Genomic DNA, 15539 nt, shown 5'->3' with positions numbered 1-15539 from the left:
TCGCGACCCGTTCAGTCGGGCGCGACGTCCCAGTACGGCGGATCGTTGAAGTGTGCGGCGAGAAAGTCGATCAACGCCAGCGTCTTGGGCGGCACGAACGTGCGGCTCGGGTAGACGGCCCAGATCGCCACGGTATCGGCGAGCGGGTAACTGTCGAGGATCGTCACGAGTTCGCCGCTACGCAGATAAGGTGCGACGTCCCACGTGGATTTGAGCGCAATCCCGAACCCGGCAAGCAGCGCGTCGCGGATCACTTCGCCGTTATCGGTGGCGAGCCGCCCGCCCACGCGCACGTCGACGCGCCCGGCAGGTGTTTCGAAGGCCCACGTATGCTGGTCCGACAGGATCACGCACTCATGCTGTGCGAGTTCCGCCGGATGATGCGGCACGCCATGCGCGGCCAGATAAGCGGGCGCGCAGCAGATGACACGCCGGTTCACGGCGAGACGTTTTGCCACCAGCGTCGAATCCTTGAGTGTGCCGATCCGGATCGCCAGATCGACGCCTGCATCGACCAGATCGACGAGGTGATCCGAGAGGCGCAGGTCGACGCTCACGCCCGGATAGCGGCGCAGAAATTCGGGAATCGCCCGCGATACGTGCTGGCGCCCAAACGACGATGGCATCGATACCCGCAGTCGTCCCTGCGGCTCGGTTTGCGCCCGTCCGACCGCGGCGCGTGCCGCTGCAGCGGCATCGAGCAGCGTCTGGGCCCGCGTCATAAAGATCTCGCCGTCCTGGGTCAGGCTGATACGCCGGGTGGTCCGATGCAACAGGCGCGCGCCAAGCAGGCGTTCGAGTTGCGCGAGCCGCGCGCTCGCGACAGCGGCCGACAGGCCGAACTCGCGGCCAGCTGCCGACACGTTGGCCAGTAATGCAGCCCGAACGAACAGCGCGACGTCGAGCAGGTCCAGCCGTTCACGCTCGTGAAATGCTGGCGAGGGAAACGAAGCAGAGGCGGCAGCGGATGTCATTCTTCTGATTTCCAAGAAAATGTTTAAGCCATTATGCCTGTTTTAAATAAGTAAATATCATCCTAAGATCATCACAGTCTGAGCGCGATAGAGTCGGGCTTCGGGCCACCTGCAAGCCCACGGCGACGGAATGGCTCTTTATCGCGCATCCCTTCCAAACGAATCAGGAGTTGTCATGAAAGCTGTCGGTCTGCATCGCTATTTGCCCATCGACCATCCCGAGGCATTGCTCGATGTCGAGCTTGCGAAGCCGGAAGCAGGCGGTCGCGACCTGCTGGTCAAGGTCGAGGCGATCTCGGTGAACCCGGTCGATTTCAAGGTGCGCTCGCCGAAAGACACCGTGGAAAAAGCCCCACGCGTGCTCGGTTGGGACGCGGCCGGGACGGTCGTCGCGGTGGGTCCGGAGGTCACCTTGTTCAAGGTCGGCGATCCGGTGTTTTATGCCGGCAGCATCACCCGGCCGGGCGCGAACAGCGAATATCACCTGGTGGACGAACGGATCGTCGGCCGCAAGCCCGCATCGCTCGACTTCAGTCACGCCGCGGCCTTGCCGCTGACTGCCATTACCGCGTGGGAGGCGCTGTTCGACCGGCTCGGCGTGTCGCCGCAAGGTGCGGATAAGGGCCGTTCGGTGCTGATCATCGGCGGCGCGGGCGGGGTCGGCTCGATCGGCATTCAACTGGCGAAGCAGCTTGCCGGCCTGGCGGTGATCGCGACGGCCTCGCGTCCGGCGTCGGCAAAGTGGGCGACCGAACTGGGCGCGGACCACATCATCGATCACTTTGGCGACATGCCGGCCCAACTAAAGAAAATCGGCTTCGAGCAGGTCGACTATGTCCTGATATTCAACGATACGGACAAGCATTTTCCGGCAGCGGCGGCCGTCATCAAACCGCAAGGCGGCATTTGTACGATTGTCGAAAACAGCGGGCCGCTGCCTGTCGAGTTGCTGAAGGCCAAAAGCGCCGCGTTTCACTGGGAGTTCATGTTTACGCGCTCGATGTTCGGGACGCCCGACATGATCGAGCAGCACAAACTGCTGACCGAAGTGGGCCGCCTGATCGACGCGGGCACCTTGCGCACCACCGTGGGCGAGGATCTGGGCGAGATCAACGCAGACAACGTGCGGCGTGCGCATCGGTTGCTGGAAGAAGGGCGTGCCATCGGCAAGCTGGTGCTGACCGGTTTCCCGGCGTAAGGGCAGAGGCGGTGATGGGCCGCTGCGGCGGCTGCTGATTGTGCGGAAATCGCGACATGATGTCCGCAGAAAATGCAGCGCCGCAAGCGGGTTAACACCCGATCCTCGGAAAGCGCGCTCGGAGCCGCTTGGCGTTAGACTGGCAGGGCTCCCACGCAAAGATAGCCGCGCATCGCGCCTCGCGAGGGTGGCGCGGCACAACGAGGAGGTGACAACATGAGCCCGTGCTTCAGACGCTCCGCCGTTTCCGTTGCTGCTTCAGTGGTTGCCGCACTGGCCAGCGCGCTTGTCCCGCTGGCCCATGCGGCCACGCCGATCACGGTGACCTCACAGGCCGCGACGGACGGGCCGATCCGCTACACCGTCAAGGTCACGTCGAAGCAGTTCGGCAATGCGCAGGAAACGCGCACGATCCGCTCCGGCGAATCCGACGATTTCACATGGAAGACGGTGCCGCCCGGCGGCCCGGTCGCGGCGGTGGACGAGTGTCCCGCCGATGCGTCGCTACCCGTCGATACCAACGGTGCGATGATCCGGCAAACGCAAATCCGCTTTGCGCCGGTCGTCGCGAACGACGGGACGGCCACCGTCCAGCTCAGCTTCCAGGCGCAGACGCCACACGGCACTAAAACCGTGACGAGCGGGGGCAAGACGCTCAAGTGTCCGAACGGCGTGACGGTCAGTCAGATCGTGCGTTTTACGATGCCGACCAATGGCAGCACGAAAACGCTCAGCCTGAACGACGGGACCCAGGTGGCGGTATCGGCGAAGCGCTGAGCCGCCTGGTTTGCCGCGCGGCACCTTGCCTGACTAACGTCCGGCTGCGGCGCGCTCTATCAGTCGCGATGCCAGAAACCGCTGGTCCGCAGAGAACAGCCGCCGGTACGTCAGCAGCACCGCGCCCACCGTGCCGAGTGCGGAAGAGGCGGCGATCAGGAACATGATCACGATCTGATAGCGCACCGCCTGCAGCGGCGACTGCCCGGCCAGCACCTGACCGGTCATCATGCCGGGCAGACTGACCACACCCACGACGGCCATCTGGTTGAGAGTCGGAATCATGCCGGCCCGCACGGCCTGGCGTGCCGGCCCCTGAGCGGCTTCCCAGCGCGTGGCGCCGAGCGCGAGTGCCATCTCCACGCGGTCGCGACGCGCGGTCAGCTCTTCGGTCATCCGCTCGATACCGAGCGACACGCCGGTGAGCGTGTTGCCGAGGATCATGCCGAGAATCGGGATGGCATATTGCGGCTCGTACCACGGATGAATCCGGATCACGACGAACAGTCCCACCGCCGCCACCAGCCATGAACTGACCCAGATCGACAGCACGCTGTCGCGGCGCTGACCCTGGTAGGTGAGCGCGCCGCGTTGCGCGCCCGCGAAACCGGCGATCAAGGTCATCAGCACCATCAGCGGCAGAACGACAAACCAGCGGTCGAACTGGAACACCCAGCCGAGCACGTAACCGATCGCCAGCAACTGTACGATGGTCCGCACTGCCGCCCAGGCCAGCTTGCGTTCGAGATCGAGCTTGAGCAGCACCGATACCGCGCCGTTCACGACGATCAGCAGCGCCGCGATCGCCACATCCCACAGGCTGAGGTTTTGCAGGGTCATAGGCGAGGCTCCAGGTGATCGTCGTGGGTCGTCGAGGCGTGGCTCACGGCGGCTTCATCGAGCACGCCGGCGCGCATGATCAGATGACGCGAGCTCATGCGTTTTGCCTGCACCGGATCGTGCGACACCCACACATACGCGCCAGCTCGTCCGCTGGCGTTGAACCATGCTTCTACGAGGCCTTCGATGGCGAGTGACGACTCGGGGTCGAGCGAGGCCGTCGGTTCGTCGAGCAGCAGGATTTCGGGGTCGAGTTGCAGCACGCGGATCAGTGCGGTGATCTGCGCCTCGCCGCCCGACAGTTCACTCGCACGCTGGTCGAGAAAGCGTTCGCCCCGGCCGGCCCGAGTGGCGAGGGAAGCGGCGCGCGCACGATCGAACCGGGCGTCGCGATAGACCTTCAGCGAGAACGGGTAGCGCAGATTATCTTCAACGGTGCCGTCCAGAATCGCCGGCCGTTGCCGGATATAGGCGACGTTGCGCCGGTAATGCGTAATCGACGCGCGTCCGACGGGCTGGCCATGCCAGGCAATCTGCCCGCCGGCGAGCGGATCGAGCAGCGCGAGTGTGCGTAGAAATACGCTCTTGCCGGAGCCCGATGGCCCGGTGACGGCGACCCGGTCGCCCGCATGCAGCGCGAAGCGGGTGGGTTGCAGCAGCATGTGCCCGTTTTGCGGGTCCTGCCGGGCAATGTCCGAGGCATCTACGAGGGGCGTGTCAGTCATGATGGGGAAGGTAGGTCATGGCCAGAATGCCGCGCGTGCTTCGCGAATCTGCAGCGTGCGGACGCAGCGTCGAACCTGCGCCGGGCGCGTTGCATCGCGCCAGATACGCCTGACCGACGTGCGAGGCACGCTGAACCAGGCATGCTAACTGCTGTCCGATACGCAAAACAGCAAGAACCGGAGTGTCTCATGGCAGCATCGCGCACGATCGGCAAGATCATCGCATGGTTAGTGGCGGTCATCCTCGTCCTGATCGCCGCCCTGGCGATTTTTATTTTGACGTTCGACTGGAATCGCGCCCGTCCCTGGGTCGACCAGAAAGTAAGCGAGGCAATTGGCCGGCAGTTCGTCATTGAAGGCGATCTGAAACTGGGCTGGCGTCACCCGGTGGGTGAAACCGGCTGGCGCGGCTGGGTTCCGTGGCCGCGTTTTTCGGCGGCCAACATCACCATAGCGAATCCTGAGTGGAGCAAACAGCCCCATTTCGCGACGCTCGATGAGATCGACTTCGAGGTGGAGGTGCTGCCGCTGCTCGCGCATGACATCGTGATTCCGGCCATCCATCTGGTGAACCCCTCGGTCGATCTCGAGCGGCTGCTCGATGGACGTGACAACTGGACGTTCAAGCTGAAGTCGTCGGCCGGCCCTTCCGAGTGGACGCTCGATCTGCACGATGTCGCCTTCGACAAGGGCACGATCGCGCTCGCCGACCAGCAGAAGAAGGTGGAGATGCAGGTCGTGGTCGACACGCTCGGCCAGGCGATTCCCATCGGCGAGGTGATGAAGCAACAGGAAGACTCTTCGCGCAGCGCCTCGGCGCAGGTGGTGGGCAAGCAGGGGGCCAACAAGCTCGCGGCCCAGTCCAACGCCATCGCGGCGTCGGAGGCTGCGGCGGCGTCCGAGGCGGCTGCGGCATCGGGAACCGCCGGCGCGTCCGCCGCGACGGGCGCAAGCGGCATAACGGGCGCATCTGCTACGACGAGCGCATCTGCTGGGTCCGATGCCATCGCTGCCGCTCCGAGCCACGGCGCTTCGAGCACTTCGTCAGCGGCCAACCCGGCGAGCAACACGACCATGACGTCCGCCGCGTCCGCGCCGATCAACCCGGCCAGCAGCGTGGGCGCCGGCGCGCGCCCACCGGTGCCGCCGTACGCGATCGGCTGGACTGCCAAAGGCTCGTATAACCAGACGTCCGTGTCGGGCAGCGGCAAGCTGGGCGGTGTGCTCGCGCTGCAGGACGTCAACCGGCCGTTCCCGGTTCAGGCAGACGTCAAGTTCGGCGACTTCCTCCACGTGGCAGTCGTCGGCACGCTCACCGATCCGGCCCACCTCGCCGCCGTCGATATGCGCCTGTGGGTGCAAGGCACCAGCATGGCGCGTCTGTATGCGTTGACGGGCGTGACGTTGCCCGATACGCCGCCGTATGCCACGGACGGCCGTCTGGTCGGCCAGTTCAAAAGCAGCAACAGCGTCTTCAAGTATGAAAACTTTACAGGCCGGGTGGGCGGCAGCGACCTGAACGGTTCGCTGACCTACACGGCGAGCAAACCGAGACCGCAGTTGCAGGGTGATCTGGTGTCGAACCTGCTGCAGTTTTCCGATCTTGCCCCGGTTATCGGTGCCGATTCCAACGCCAGTAAGGCCAAGCGGGGCGATGCGACGATGCAGCCGGCCAACAAGGTGCTGCCGGTCGAGCAGTTCCGCACCGACCGCTGGAAAGCGATTGACGCCGACGTCAAATTCACCGGCCGGCGCATCATCAAGAATCCGAACCTGCCGATCACCGACCTCTACACGCATGTGGTGCTGAGCGACGGAGTGCTGTCGCTGGTGCCGCTTTCGTTCGGTGTAGCGGGCGGCACGCTGTCCTCGGAGATTCATCTGGACGGCGGCACGACGCCTTTGAAGGGCCGCTTTGCGACCTCGGCGCGTCATCTGAAACTCAAGCAACTGTTCCCGAACTTCAAGACGATGCAAAACGCACTCGGTGAAGTGAACGGGGACGCCTCGCTCTCTGCAACCGGCAATTCGCCGGCGGCATTGGCCGCCACGTCGAACGGCGAAGTGAAGGCACTCGTCACCGACGGCACCGTGAGCCGCTTGCTGATGGAAGCGGCGGGCCTGAACGTGGCGAATGTGGTCTACGAAAAGCTGTTCGGCACCGCTGATGTGAAGATCAACTGCGCAGCCGCGGATTTCGTGGTGACCGACGGCGTGCTCGATCCACGCGTCTTCGCGCTCGATACCGACGACGCCGTGATCGACATCGACGGCAACGTCAATCTGCGCGACGAGACCATGAATCTCGGCGTGCATCCGCACACGAAGGGCTTCCGCATATTTTCATTGCGCTCGCCGCTGTACGTGAAGGGGACCTTCAAGGACCCGCATGTGGGCGTCAATGCCACGGCGCTCGCGCTGCGCGGCGGCGCAATGGTCGGCCTCGGGCTGATCAATCCGTTTGCCGCCCTGATTCCGTTGATCGCACCCAGCAACAACAAGCCGCTGCCGTGCGCTCAATTGCTGGCGAATGTGCGGACGAAACCGGCCGCGCCGCCGCCGGGACAGAAGGAAAAGGCCAAAGCGCCGTTGTCGCTGGATGGCGCGGCGTCGGCTACGGCGCCGGCCTCGACCTCAGCGAAGGGCTCGGGCAAGACTGCCGCGCCGGCGGTGCTGTCGCCGGCGAGTGCTGCTATTTATAAGGGCAGTTAAACGGAGGGGGTACCGCTGGCGTAACGCGGAAGAATTAACGCAATGAACGCGGCGCTGCGTCGCCGGCCGCATCCTGCCGCCGCACGCCGCGGCGCGCACCTACCGCACGGGTGGCACCGAATTCGGGCAGGATCCGGCTGCGCGCACGGCTCGCGAACACCAGAAAACCGAAGCCGTCGGCCTCGTACCAGTAGCCGCCGTTTTCCAGTCCGTCGAGCGGCTGCTCGAGAGCATTGGCGATCGATTCGATGCAGCGGCGCCGCAACTCGGCCGGCGCCGGGTAGGGCGGCTGTGCGCCCCGAACACTGCACAGGAGGAGGTCGAGGCCGGGCAGCACATGGGCGTAGAGCACGGGCTCGTCCTGGGCGCGGGCTCGCGCGATTTTGGTGTCGAGCTGGCCGAACGGTTTGAAATGCCGCAGCACGGCGAGGAACGACTCTTCGCCGTCCACCTTCGCGCGCCTACGCTTTTTCGGGAAGGACATAAAAATTCGCCTGAAAAAGAATTGCAAGAAACGCAGCGTCCTCATGCGACCACTCCCGGCTTCGCGCCGCCGCACGTCGATCTTTTATAGCATACGAAAATGCCGGACTCACGGTGATTCGACGATCAATCTGCCGCACACCCATCCGCACGAATCGTGCCGAATCGCCCTGCCGCGCGCATTCGCATCCCAGCACCTATCACCAGACTTCTGATTCAATGATAGTCGCACGGGCCGCGTACGTGCGTCGTTTGCCATGAAAAAAAGACGGTTTTATGTTGCCCAGCGCTTCAAGGGCGGCAGATTGAAATATCCCGGCTTCACGTCGATAATGACCCGGTTCTGCTGCGGCGGTTCGGCGGCCTGTGTCGCGCGGGGGCAGCGCGCAGTTCACCGCCTTTCGCGTGCCGCGTCCGGACAGACAACCAGGCGTTCATGAAACTATTCACCAAGGGTCTGCTGCTGATCGCCGTGCCAAGCGTCGTCGAGCTGGCGTTGCTCGGCCTCGTCTTCGATACCCAGCAGCAGGCGGCACAAGCTGCGCTGTGGGTGGCCAATAGCAAGCACATCCTGTATCAGTCGTCGTCGCTGATCGACCCGCTGCTGCGCCAGGCTGCGCGGGTCCGCACGGGCATGGTGGTCGGCGATCCGATGTTTATCGACCGGCGCGCGGCGTGGGTCGATCTCGCCGACCGTCTCGATCGTCTCGAACAGCTGGTGGTGGACACGCCGCCGCAAGTCGCGCGCGTCCAGACGATGCGCGCTCTGGTCGACGCTTACCGGACCCAGGCGGACGCCATCTCGCGAGGCCTGCACGACGGGCGCAGCGTGGCCTCGTATGCGGCGCTCGAGGGCGATGTGGTGCCGCGCCAGGTCGCACTCTTTCGCGACCAGCTCGACGCGTTCATCGCGGAAGAGTCGCGGCTCGACGCCGAGCGCAGCGCGTCGCTCGCGCAGACGCGGGCGCGCCAGCAATATGCGCTGATCGCCGCCGTGCTCGGTTCCATGCTGATCTGGGGCATCACCGCGCTGGTGTTCGCCCGCAGCATTGGCCGCCGTCTCGAAGTGCTCACCGGCAATGCCGAGCGCCTCGGCCACGGCCGGCCGTTGAGCGCGCCGCTTTCGGGCAATGACGAGATCGCCGGGCTCGACGCCATCCTGCACGAGACCGGCGCGCGTCTGCGCGCCGCCGAGCAGGAGCAGGCGGTGCTGAAGGCGCGGCTGGAGGCGCGCGCTAAAGAACTGGCCGGGGTCAACGAGGCCTTGCGCCAGGAGACCCAGGACAACGAGATGTTCATCTACAGCGTGTCGCATGATCTGCGCTCGCCGCTCGTCAACCTGCAGGGCTTTTCCAAGGAACTGCAGGTGTCCTGCGACGATCTGCGCACCACCATCGAAGGCTCCCGCCTGCCTGCGGATGAGGAGCAGCGTCTGACGCGTGTGCTCGACAGCGACGTGCGCGAGTCGCTGTATTACCTGCGCACCGCCGTGACGCGCGCCGCGGCGATCATCGAGGCGCTGTTGCGCATCTCGCGGGCTGGGCGGCTCGAGTATCAATGGCAGCGCGTGAGTATCGGGCGGGTGGTGGCGCACGTCGTGGATGGCCTCGCCGGTGCGATCGAAGCGCGCGGCGCGCTGGTCACGGTGCGTGAGTTGCCGCCGGCGTGGGGCGATCCGGGTGCGATCGAGCAGATTTTCAGCAATCTGATTGGCAATGCGCTCAACTTTCTCGATCCGGACCGGGTGGGCCGCATCGAGGTCGGGGCATGCGCGCCTGAACCGGAGGGCGCGCGCGAGCCGCCGGTGCTCCGCACACGCACGTATTATGTACGCGATAACGGGCTCGGTATTCCCGCAGCCTATATGTCCAAAGTTTTCCGGGCCTTCCAGCGCCTGCATGGCGAAGTGGCGAAAGGTGACGGCATCGGCCTCGCGCTGGTGCGGCGCTTGGTCGAACGGCACGGCGGGCGGGTCTGGGTAGAATCGGCAGAGGGCGCCGGCTCGACGTTTTTCGTCGTGCTGCCCGAACAGCCGGCGCGCCTGTGAACCGGACCGGTCGGAACGGCGCTGCGCCGCGGCGTCCAGACCGAAAACATGCAACATAAACAAAAAGTCACGCACCTGCGAAGTGCAGGCACGGAGGCAGTATGAAGAATGGGGAAACGGTCGGTATCATTCTGATCGAGGACGACGACGGACATGCGACCCTCGTCGAACGCAACCTGCGCCGCGCGGGTATTTCGAATGGTTTTCTGCGGTTTGCCGACGGACAGCAGGCGCTCGATTATTTTTTTGGCGATCCGCCGGCCGGCGACGCGGCCAGCCAGCTTCCGCCGCGCCAGGACCTGACGAACTTCGTGGTGCTGCTCGATCTGAAGATGCCGCGCGTGGACGGGTTCGAAGTGCTGCGCCGCCTGAAAGAAGCCCCGCAGACGGCAGCCGTGCCCGTGATCGTCCTCACGACCACGGACGACCCGCGAGAAATCGAACGCTGCTATGAACTGGGTTGCAATGTCTACATCACGAAGCCAGTCGAATATGACGCCTTTATCGAGGCGGTGCGCCGGCTCGGCTTCTTCCTGCAGGTGGTGAAGCTGCCGCAGGGCCAGCGGCTGGCCGCATCGTAAGAGGCATAGCAGCGTGAAGTCTGCCAGAGTGGACCTAGCCATCAAAGAGCCAGCATGACCGAAGACGTATCCACGCCGTCAGCAGCCTACGTGCTTCTCGTCGATGACGACGAGGGCATCTTGCGTCTTGCGCGCAAATCGCTGCAACGGGCCGGTTGCCGCGTGACGCTCTGTGCGGACGTCGTGAGCGCGCGCGAGCGGATCACCGGCGGCGAGCCGGATCTGCTGGTGCTCGACTACCAGTTGAACGGTCCGGAGACCGGGCTCGACTTCTTCCGCCGTCTGCGCGCCGAAGGCGTGCGGATTCCGGCGATTCTCGTCACCGGTTTCACGGACGAGTCGCGCGTCATCGAGGCGCTGCGCGCAGGTGTATCGGACGTGGTGCCGAAGTCCGGCGATTACCTCGACTATCTGCCGGAGGCCGTCGAACGCGTGCTTTCCCAGGTGCGCCTGCAAAAGGCCTCCGCGGAAGCCGTGTGGTTGCGCGATCGCGAACTGCATTACCGGACCTTGTCGGAGGCGCTGCCGCACCTCGTGCTGACCTACGGCGCCAACGGCGACTGTGATTTCCTGTCGAAGCAATGGCTCGAGTACACCGGTCTCGACGAAGGTCACTCGTATGGTCTCGCCTGGCTCGAAGCGGTTCACGCGGACGATCGCGAGGAAATCCGCCGGACCTGGCTCAAGGCGGTCAGAAGCGACGCGGGCGACTATCGGCATGAATTACGTATTCGCCGTCACGACGGCGAATACCGTTGGTTCGACGTCCGAATCGTCGCCATGCGCGATTCCGATGGCGTGGTCAGAAAGTGGTTCGGCAGTTGCACGGACATCCATCCGCAGCGCGAGGCGATCGAGGAGCGCGAACGTCTGCTCGCCTCGGAGCAGGCCGCGCGGCACGCGGCGGAAGAAGCGAATCGCGCCAAAGACCGGTTTCTGGCGATGCTTTCGCATGAACTGCGCACGCCGCTCACGCCGGTGCTGGCCGGGGCGCGCGTGCTCGAACTGATCCCCGAACTGCCCGAGCAGGCCCGCTCGTGCGTGCTGATGATCCGCCGCAATGTGGAACTCGAGGCGCGCCTGATCGACGACCTGCTGGATCTCACCCGGGTGGCGAACGGCAAGCTGCGTTTGTCGCTCGAAACCGTGAATGTGCATGAGGTCATCGACAGCGTGCTGGAACTGTTTCGCAGCGAGATTCAGGTCAAGCAGCAGGATGTCCACGTCGACACGGCCGCTCAGCACCACTATGTGCTGGCGGATCGCGCGCGGCTGCAGCAGATGCTGTGGAACCTGATCCGCAATGCCGCCAAGTTCACGCCGGACGGCGGCCACATTTACGTGCGCACGCGCGACGAACGCATGCACGTGCAGATCTCGATCGAAGACACGGGAATCGGCATCGAGCCCGAGCAGATCGGCAAGCTCTTCAATGCGTTCGAGCAGGGCAACCAGAACATGACCCAGCAATTCGGCGGGCTTGGATTGGGACTGGCCATCACGAAAGCCTTGACCGATGTCCACGGCGGCACGGTGCTGGCGAAAAGTCCGGGGGCGCACTGCGGCGCGACCTTTATCATCACCCTGCCGACGGCCGCGAAGCCCGCGGAGGAAGCGGTGGTACCGGCGCCGTCAGTCAGGCATCCCGCCGGCCCGCTGACGATCCTGCTGATCGAGGATCACGTGGACACGGCCGAGGTGATGGCACAACTGATCCGCAGTCTCGGACACGAGGTGAGCGTCGTCGGGCTCGTCGCCGACGCGCTGGCCGCCACGCAGTCGGCAACCTTCGATCTGATCGTGAGCGATGTGGGCCTGCCGGACGGCACAGGGCTCGATTTCATCAAGGCTTTCCGCGAGCACTCGGATGTGCCGGCGGTGGCTTTGACCGGCTTTGGCACCGACGAGGACGTCCGCCGCTGCATCAGTGCAGGCTTCACCTCGCATCTGACCAAGCCGGTCAATTTCGGGCAGCTCGAACAGTTGATCGAGACGGCGGCGAATCAGAAAGCCAAAAAATCCGCGGGTGCTGATTCCACGTAGTGCGAAGGATTGGTACGCGTAGCTCGCGTTTGATTCTCAATGGGCAACCAAAAAAGGCCTGCTGCGACATATCTCGCAGCAGGCCTTTTTGAGTTTGTTTGCGCCTGTAAACCGCAAAGCCCTGATAGGGCTCAGAGACGCATCAGCGCGGCGCGTTCTTCAGCGAATCGCGGATTTCACGCAGCAGCAGCACGTCTTCCGGCGTCGGAGCGGGCGGCGGTGCTTCCACAGGAGCCGGCTTGCGCAGGTTGTTGATGAACTTCACCATCAGGAAAATGATAAACGCGAGGATGATGAAGTTGATCAGCACCGTGATGAACGAGCCATAGCCGATTGCAGCCACGCCCGCTGTTTGCAGGTCTTTATACGACTCCGGGCTGCCCTTGAAGCTGGCTGGAATCTCACCCAGGCGGATGAACTTGTTGGAGAAGTCGAGCCCGCCGGTAGCGACGCCGACGATCGGCATGATCAGATCTTTGACGATGGAATTAACAATCGTGGAGAATGCGCCGCCGATAATCACACCGACCGCGAGATCCATTACGTTGCCCTTGAGGGCAAACTCCTTGAACTCCTTGACCATGCTCATCGGGGATTCCTCCATGAAGTCGATGGCGCCATGATAGCCAACGTCCGGAGGATAGGGTAGTGCTTTGGTCCTGATTCCCTGGGCTGAAGCAACTATGACCCAAGGGCGCGGGCGCGTTCGATATGCGCCGCAAAACTGACCGGATCGATATTGGTGCCGCACAGCAGCACACCGACGCGCTTACCCTGCAGCGTTTCGCGCAACGGCCCGAGCAGCGCCGCGGTGGCGGCTGCGCAGGCCGGTTCCACGGCGAGCTTCAGCTGGTTGAAGAGCGTCAGCATGGCCGAGCGCAACTGGTTGTCCGTGACGGTGACCAGCTGGTCGATGTGACGCCGGCACAATTCGTAGCTGTACTGTTCGGTATGCGGCGCCATCAACGAATCCGCAATGGAGGACATGTGCCCCATCTGAATCGTATGGTTCGCCGCGAAGCTCTTGCCCATGGCGTCCGAGCCGTCCGGCTCGACCCCATACACGTGGATGCGCGGATTGGCGAGCCGCAGGGCCGTCGAGACGCCGGCAGCGAGACCGCCGCCGCCAATCGGCACGATCACCGCGTCGAGATCCGGGCTTTGGGTGGCCCATTCGTAACCGAGCGTGGAAGTGCCCAGCACGGTACGGTAACCGTTGTAGGGATGGACGAAGTAACGGCCTTCTTCGGCTTCGATGCGGCGTACGATCTCGAACGCTTCGGTACCGTTCTCGGCCACCACCATTTCCGCGCCGTACTGACGACATAGCGCGATTCGCGCGGGGTTGGCTGAGCGGAATACGACGACCTTCGCGCCGATGCCCAGCCGCATGGCGGCATAAGCAACCGCGACCGCATGATTGCCGCCCGATACGCAGGTCACGCCCGCCGTGCGCTGCGCTTCATCGAGTGCTAGCAGGTGGGTGAACGCGCCGCGTGTCTTGAAGCTGCCGCCTGCCTGGAACAGTTCGAACTTGAAGTTCACCACGGTGCCTTCCAGCGACGAAAAGTCCAGTTTGTCGAACACCGGTGTGCGTGCAACCCACGGCGTCAACGCAAAATGCTGCGTGGCGATGTCGTCGAGCGTGGGAATCGGCTCGCCGTCGATGGTGTGGTCGGTATGCTGCGGCGTGGCGGTGGACATGGCGTGGGCAGATAGCGTTCGTGATGTTTGGAGTCGGGCGGCCCTGATTCAGTTCAGTTCAGATCGGTCCATTCAGGCCGGCTGGCTTCGATGCAATCGCAGAGCGATTCAGCCGCGCACTCGAGCGCGGCTTCAATCTGGATTGCACGGACTCAATGCGCGTGTGCGTCGACCGACATGCTGTGGATGACCTTGCCGAGGAAGCGTTCGCAGGCGGCGAGTTGTTCGAGCGCAACGAACTCATTGGCCTTGTGCGCCTGCTGAATGTCGCCAGGCCCGCACACGATGGCCGGAATGCCTGCCAGCGAAAAGAGCCCCGCTTCGGTGCCGTAGGCGACCTTGCGTTTGTCCTGGTCGGCGGTCAAGGCACGCACGAGCTGGGTGATGGCAGCCTGCTCCGACGAATCGAGCCCCGGCGCCGCGGCAATCTTCGAGAACTCGATCGCCGCGGACGGATGCTCGCGCAACATTTTCGGCAGCAGCGTTTCGCGGGCGTATTGATCGATGCGCGCAAAGATCGGCTCCGGGTCGAGTGTCGGCAGATTGCGGAACTCGAACTGGAAGCGGCATTCGGCCGGCACCGTGTTGATCGCGTTACCGCCTTCGATGGTGCTGGTCTGCGCCGTCGTGAACGGCACGTCGTAGAGTTCGTCGAACGGGCCTTGCTCGCGGAACTGGTCCGCCATATCGCGGATGTAGCAGATCAGGCGCGCCGCGTACTCGATGGCGTTCAGTCCTTGCGGTGTCAACGAGGAATGGGCGGCCTGGCCGCGCACGCAGCACCGGTAGGTGTTGATGCCCTTGTGCGCAATGATCGGACGCATGCTGGTCGGCTCGCCCACGATGCAGCCGTCCGGCTTGATGCCGCGTTTCATCAGGTCTGCGATCAAAAGCGGCGCGCCCACGCAGCCGACTTCCTCGTCGAACGACAACGCGAGGTGAAGCGGTTTGGCCAGCCTCGTACGCAGCATGTCGGGCACGAGCGTCAGCGCCGCGCCAATGAAGCCTTTCATGTCGCAGGTGCCGCGGCCATAGAGTTTGTCGCCGCGTATTTCGGGCTTGAACGGATCGCTGTCCCAGTTCTGTCCGTCGACCGGCACGACATCCGTGTGGCCGGACAGTACGATGCCGCCATTCGTCTCGCCGTCGTGGGCAGGAATGGTGGCGAACAGATTGGCCCACTTGCCGCTCGCGTCGTGGGTGAGCATGCCTTCGATACCGAGGCCGCGCAGTTCGTCGCGCACGGTTTCGATCAGGCCGAGATTCGGATTGCGGCTTACCGTATCCATCGATACGAGGCGTGTAACCCAAGGGAGCGAAGCGGGAGAGGAAGCGTGCGCAGAAGGTGCGGCGGAAGAGGCGGGCGTTTGTGCGAGAGGCGCTGAGTCAGCGACGTGAGACATGACAAGACTCCGGCTTTTAAGTCTTTCGATCATACCGAAAAAACCCGGGGCC

At 63.9% G+C, this 15539-nt stretch carries 13 protein-coding genes; 6 read left to right on the top strand and 7 right to left on the bottom strand.

All coding sequences use genetic code 11. The features are described from left to right. Positions 1-11: 11 nt before the first annotated feature. Positions 12-974 carry a LysR family transcriptional regulator gene (locus P3T43_RS08980; RefSeq protein WP_429280687.1) on the bottom strand — a complete coding sequence of 321 codons (963 nt, stop codon included), beginning with the start codon at positions 972-974 and terminating at the stop codon, positions 12-14. Positions 975-1149: 175 nt separating this feature from the next. Between P3T43_RS08980 and P3T43_RS08975 the strand changes: the two genes are divergently transcribed. Together P3T43_RS08975 and P3T43_RS08970 are read left to right on the top strand one after the other, a co-directional pair. Beyond that, entirely contained in the window at positions 1150-2172 is a 1023-nt protein-coding gene (locus P3T43_RS08975) for a zinc-binding alcohol dehydrogenase family protein (protein WP_429280686.1), read from the top strand. A 216-nt stretch (positions 2173-2388) separates the two neighbouring features. Next, the gene (locus tag P3T43_RS08970) at positions 2389-2949 is read left to right on the top strand and encodes a DUF6013 family protein (RefSeq protein ID WP_429280685.1); all 561 of its coding nucleotides are present in this window, start codon (positions 2389-2391) and stop codon (positions 2947-2949) included. Positions 2950-2982: 33 nt separating this feature from the next. Here P3T43_RS08970 and P3T43_RS08965 read toward each other — a convergent pair whose 3' ends face one another. Further along, on the bottom strand, positions 2983-3789 hold the full coding sequence (locus P3T43_RS08965) for an ABC transporter permease (protein ID WP_429280684.1): 807 nt from the start codon (positions 3787-3789) through the stop codon (positions 2983-2985). Beyond that, positions 3786-4514, bottom strand: coding sequence for an ABC transporter ATP-binding protein (locus P3T43_RS08960; protein ID WP_429280683.1), 729 nt, complete (start codon positions 4512-4514; stop codon positions 3786-3788). The genes P3T43_RS08965 and P3T43_RS08960 overlap by 4 nt, the downstream gene beginning before the upstream one ends. A 189-nt stretch (positions 4515-4703) precedes the next feature. On the opposite strand from P3T43_RS08960, the gene P3T43_RS08955 reads away from it, so the two are divergent. Continuing rightward, positions 4704-7226: an AsmA family protein gene (locus P3T43_RS08955; protein ID WP_429280682.1), complete on the top strand. Its 2523-nt coding sequence runs from the start codon at positions 4704-4706 to the stop codon at positions 7224-7226. A gap of 34 nt (positions 7227-7260) precedes the next feature. On the opposite strand, the gene P3T43_RS08950 is transcribed toward P3T43_RS08955, so the two are convergent. Then, the gene (locus P3T43_RS08950) at positions 7261-7755 is read right to left on the bottom strand and encodes a hypothetical protein (protein ID WP_429280681.1); all 495 of its coding nucleotides are present in this window, start codon (positions 7753-7755) and stop codon (positions 7261-7263) included. Between the two features lie 390 nt (positions 7756-8145). Here P3T43_RS08950 and P3T43_RS08945 point away from each other — a divergent pair, with 390 nt between their 5' ends. The 3 genes from P3T43_RS08945 to P3T43_RS08935 all read left to right on the top strand — a co-directional run bounded on the left by P3T43_RS08945 (position 8146) and on the right by P3T43_RS08935 (position 12380). Continuing rightward, positions 8146-9756 carry a sensor histidine kinase gene (locus P3T43_RS08945; protein ID WP_429280680.1) on the top strand — a complete coding sequence of 537 codons (1611 nt, stop codon included), beginning with the start codon at positions 8146-8148 and terminating at the stop codon, positions 9754-9756. Positions 9757-9857: 101 nt separating this feature from the next. Then, positions 9858-10337: a response regulator gene (locus tag P3T43_RS08940; RefSeq protein ID WP_429280679.1), complete on the top strand. Its 480-nt coding sequence runs from the start codon at positions 9858-9860 to the stop codon at positions 10335-10337. 54 nt (positions 10338-10391) lie between these two features. Continuing rightward, entirely contained in the window at positions 10392-12380 is a 1989-nt protein-coding gene (locus P3T43_RS08935; protein WP_429280678.1) for a response regulator, read from the top strand. Positions 12381-12522: 142 nt separating this feature from the next. Here the strand turns inward: P3T43_RS08935 and mscL are convergent, their stop codons facing one another. From mscL to argE, 3 genes are all read right to left on the bottom strand, one after another. Continuing rightward, positions 12523-12969 (bottom strand): large conductance mechanosensitive channel protein MscL, encoded by a 447-nt coding sequence (mscL, locus tag P3T43_RS08930; protein WP_429280677.1) that lies wholly within the window; start codon positions 12967-12969, stop codon positions 12523-12525. 92 nt (positions 12970-13061) lie between these two features. Beyond that, a complete protein-coding gene (locus tag P3T43_RS08925; RefSeq protein ID WP_429280676.1) occupies positions 13062-14084 on the bottom strand; it encodes a threonine/serine dehydratase in 1023 nt (340 codons plus the stop codon). A 152-nt stretch (positions 14085-14236) separates the two neighbouring features. Continuing rightward, entirely contained in the window at positions 14237-15487 is a 1251-nt protein-coding gene (argE, locus tag P3T43_RS08920) for an acetylornithine deacetylase (RefSeq protein ID WP_429280675.1), read from the bottom strand. Positions 15488-15539: the final 52 nt, after the last annotated feature.

The organism is Paraburkholderia sp. GAS41 (assembly GCF_050436545.1).
GTDB lineage: Bacteria > Pseudomonadota > Gammaproteobacteria > Burkholderiales > Burkholderiaceae > Paraburkholderia.
Note: the sequence above shows the minus strand (reverse complement) of the source record. Positions and strands in the feature narration are given on the sequence as shown.